Source organism: Dietzia sp. CQ4 (genome assembly GCF_014145125.1).
GTDB classification, from domain to species: Bacteria; Actinomycetota; Actinomycetes; order Mycobacteriales; family Mycobacteriaceae; genus Dietzia; species Dietzia natronolimnaea.
Genome location: NZ_JAALDZ010000324.1, coordinates 1 through 3,670, shown reverse-complemented (window position 1 = coordinate 3,670; position 3,670 = coordinate 1). Strand labels below are relative to the sequence as shown.

The window sequence follows — 3,670 nt, the reverse complement described above, 5'->3', positions numbered from 1 at the left end:
GGTGCCGGAGCCGCGGCCGCGCTCGGCGAGCTGGGATACCGGGTCACCGCGCTGACCTACCATGACGCGCCGCGGCGCGCGCACTCCGTGGCGGCCCAGGGCGGGATCAACGCCGCCCGGGCGAGGCGGGTCGACGGCGACTCCCTGCACCGCTTCGTCGCCGACACCGTCAAGGGCGGCGACTTCCGGGGCCGGGAGGCCGAGGCGTTCAGGCTCGGCGAGGAGTCGGTTCGCGTCATCGACCACTTCTCGGGGATCGGCACGCCGTTCGCCCGGGAGTACGGGGGCGTGCTGTCCACGCGGTCGTTCGGCGGAGTGCAGGTCTCACGCACCTACTACTCACGCGGGCAGACCGGTCAGCAACTCCAGATCGCCGGCACCCAGGCCCTCCAGCGGCAGATCCGGGCGGGCACGGTGCGGTTGCACACCCGCCACGAGATGCTCGATCTGATCGTCGACGACGCCGGATGCCACGGGGTCGTGGTCCGCGACCTCGTCACCGGACACCTCCGCGCCGAGACCGCCCACGCCGTGGTGCTGGCGACGGGCGGCTACGGGAACGTCTTCCACGACTCCACGCTCGCGGTGAACTCCAACGCCTCGGCCGTGTGGCGGGCTCACCAGCGGGGGGCGTTGTTCGCCTCGCCGTCGTTCGTCCAGTTCCACCCCACCGCCCTGCCCAAGGACACGACCTGGCAGGCCAAGACCATCCTCATGAGCGAGTCGCTCCGCAACGACGGCCGCATCTGGGTGCCGAGGCACGCGGGCGACGACCGACCGCCGGGCGACATCCCCGATTCCGACCGCGACTTCTTCCTCGAGCGCCGCTACCCGGCCTACGGAAACCTGGTCCCCCGCGACGTGGCGTCACGGGCGATCACGGCGGAGATCCGCGACGGCCGCGGGGTGGGCCCCCGCCACAACTCGGTGTACCTGGACTTCCGGGACTCCCTCGCCCGCGACGGCCGGCAGCGGATCGCCGAGCGGTACGGCAACCTGTTCGACATGTACTCCCACGCCACCGGCGAGGACCCGTACTCCGTCCCGATGCGCATCGCGCCCACCTGTCACTTCACCATGGGCGGGCTCTGGAGCGACTACGACCTCCAGACCTCGATCCCCGGACTGTTCGTCGGCGGCGAATGCGGCTGGGCGTATCACGGCGCCAACCGACTCGGCGCCAACTCGCTGCTCAGCGCCAGTGTGGACGGCTGGTTCACCCTCCCGTACTCGGTGCCGGCGCACCTGGCCGCCCGCCTCGGGGACGATCCACCGGACGACGACGACGAGGTGGTCACCACCGCCGTGGGCCGCGCCCGGGCGCGCGTCGAGGCGCTCCTCGCGGTGGGCGGATCCACCGGGCCCGCCCATTTCCACCGCGCGCTGGGCGAGATCCTCTACGCCGGCTGCGGGGTCACCCGCACCGCCGAGGGGCTGACCGCCGCGATCGGGCGCATCCGCGACCTCCGGGCCCGGTTCTGGTCCGACCTCCGCGTGACCGGGACCGGTGAGCACCTCAACCAGGTGCTCGAACTGGCCGGCCGGACGGCCGACTACCTGGAGCTGGCCGAACTGATGTGCGTCGACGCCCTGGACCGCGACGAATCCTGTGGCGCCCACTTCCGCGACGAACACCGGTCCCCGGGCGGCGAGGCGCTGCGCCGAGACGACCTCTGGCGCTTCGCCTCGGCCTGGGGATCGGCCGGCGACGACCGGGGCGGCCCGCGCACCTTCACCCGCCATGCCGAACCGCTCGACTTCTCCGCGGTCGAGCTCACCACGAGGGACTACCGATGAGATCCACCCGACGAACGACTGCGAGCACCACCCCGTGAGACTCACCCTGCGCGTGTGGAGGCAGGCCGGTCCCGGGGAGTCCGGCGCCTACGTGGAGTACCACGTTCCGGACGCCGAACCGGAGATGACCCTGCTCGAGCTGCTCGACTCGCTCAACGACCGACTGGTCGACGACGGGGTGGACCCGGTGGCCTTCGATTCCGACTGCCGGGAGGGGATCTGCGGAGCGTGCGGGGTGACCGTCGACGGGCGCGCGCACGGCCCGGCCGAGAACACCCCCTCGTGCCACCAGCGCCTGGACGCCTACTCCGACGGTGACACCCTGCGCATCGAACCGATGCGCGCGGCGGTGTTCCCCGTGATCCGGGACCTGGTGGTGGACCGCTCCGCGCTGGACGGGATAGCCGAGGCCGGGGCCCACGTGTCGCTTCCCGCGGGGACGGCCCCCGACGCCGACCTCACGGCACAGGGGCACGACGACGCGGAGACCGCACTGGATCTGGCGGCCTGCATCGGCTGCGGTGCGTGCGTGGCGGCCTGCCCCAACGGATCGGCCAATCTCTTCCTGGGTGCGAAGCTGGGGCATCTGGCCCTGATGCCGGTGGCGAGCCGCGAACGCGGGTCCCGGGCACGCGAGATGGTCGACGCCGCGGATCAGGAGTTCGGCTCCTGCTCCCTCTACGGCGAGTGCTCGAGGGTGTGCCCGGCGGGGATTCCGCTGCGTGCGATCGGCATGGTCAACCGGGAGCGCCTCCGCGCGGTCTTCAGGCGCTCGTGACCTGCCCCGCGCGCACGGGGGAGGTCAGCGCATGCGCTGGGAGATCACCTTGGAGATGCCGTCGCCCTGCATGGACACCCCGTAGAGGACGTCGGCGACGTCCATCGTGGGCTTCTGGTGGGTGATCACGATGAGCTGGCTGGTCTCCCGCAGCTGTTCGAACAACCCGATGAGGCGGCGCAGGTTGGTGTCGTCGAGTGCGGCCTCGACCTCGTCCATCACGTAGAACGGGCTGGGGCGGGCCTTGAAGATCGCCACCAGCATCGCCACGGCCGTCAACGACTTCTCGCCACCGGACAGCAGCGAGAGTCGCTTGACCTTCTTGCCCGGCGGCCGGGCCTCCACCTCGATCCCCGTGGCCAGCATGTCCGTGGGGTCGGTGAGGATCAGCCGGCCCTCGCCGCCGGGGAACAGCACGGCGAACACGTCGCGGAACTCGCGTTCGACGTCCACCCATGCCTCGGTGAAAATCTGCTCGATCCTCTCGTCCACATCGTCGATCACTCCCTCGAGGTCGGCTCGGGCCTTCTTGACGTCGTCGAGCTGGGTGGACAGGAACGCGTACCTCTCCTCGAGGGCGGCGAACTCCTCCAACGCCAGCGGATTGACCTTGCCGAGGGTCGCGAGATCCTTCTGGGCCAGCTTGAGTCGACGCTCCTGCTCGGCACGCAGATACGGCATCGGCGGGGGTGGGGTGACGTCCTCCCCGCGATCGCGGGCCGCCTCGTACTCCTCGATCTCCAGCGCGGACGGCGGAAGCGGCACCTCCGGTCCGTACTCCGCCACCAGGGCCTCCGGTTCGATGCCGTGCCGTTCCAGCACCGCGGACTCGAGTTCGGAGACCTTGACCTCGAGTTGGGCCCGGACGATCTCGTCGCGGTGGGCGGCGTCCCCCAGTCTGGTGACCTCGGCTTCCGCGCCCGCCAGCTCGGTACGGAGCGAGGCCACCCGTGTGGAGGCCTCCGAGCGCGCGGCCGCCAGCCGGTCACGCTCGGCCCCGGCCGCGGCGATCAGCTCGTCGAGCCGGGCCAGCAGCCGCACGCTCAGCTCGTCCACCACTCCGGCGACCTCGGCCCCGCGGCGGCGTGCGGCGGC

General features: G+C 71.5%; 3 protein-coding genes. 2 read left to right on the top strand and 1 reads right to left on the bottom strand.

What is annotated here, in order from left to right:
* Together G6031_RS16015 and G6031_RS16010 are read left to right on the top strand one after the other, a co-directional pair.
* Window positions 1-1,797: fumarate reductase/succinate dehydrogenase flavoprotein subunit (locus G6031_RS16015; RefSeq protein WP_182653796.1), on the top strand; the 1,797-nt coding region annotated here is incomplete at its 5' end.
* Between the two features lie 34 nt (window positions 1,798-1,831).
* Window positions 1,832-2,575 (top strand): succinate dehydrogenase/fumarate reductase iron-sulfur subunit, encoded by a 744-nt coding sequence (locus tag G6031_RS16010; RefSeq protein WP_182653795.1) that lies wholly within the window; start codon window positions 1,832-1,834, stop codon window positions 2,573-2,575.
* A 24-nt stretch (window positions 2,576-2,599) separates the two neighbouring features.
* Here the strand turns inward: G6031_RS16010 and G6031_RS16005 are convergent.
* A partial coding sequence (locus tag G6031_RS16005) for an AAA family ATPase (protein ID WP_182653794.1) occupies window positions 2,600-3,670 on the bottom strand: 1,071 nt, incomplete at its 5' end.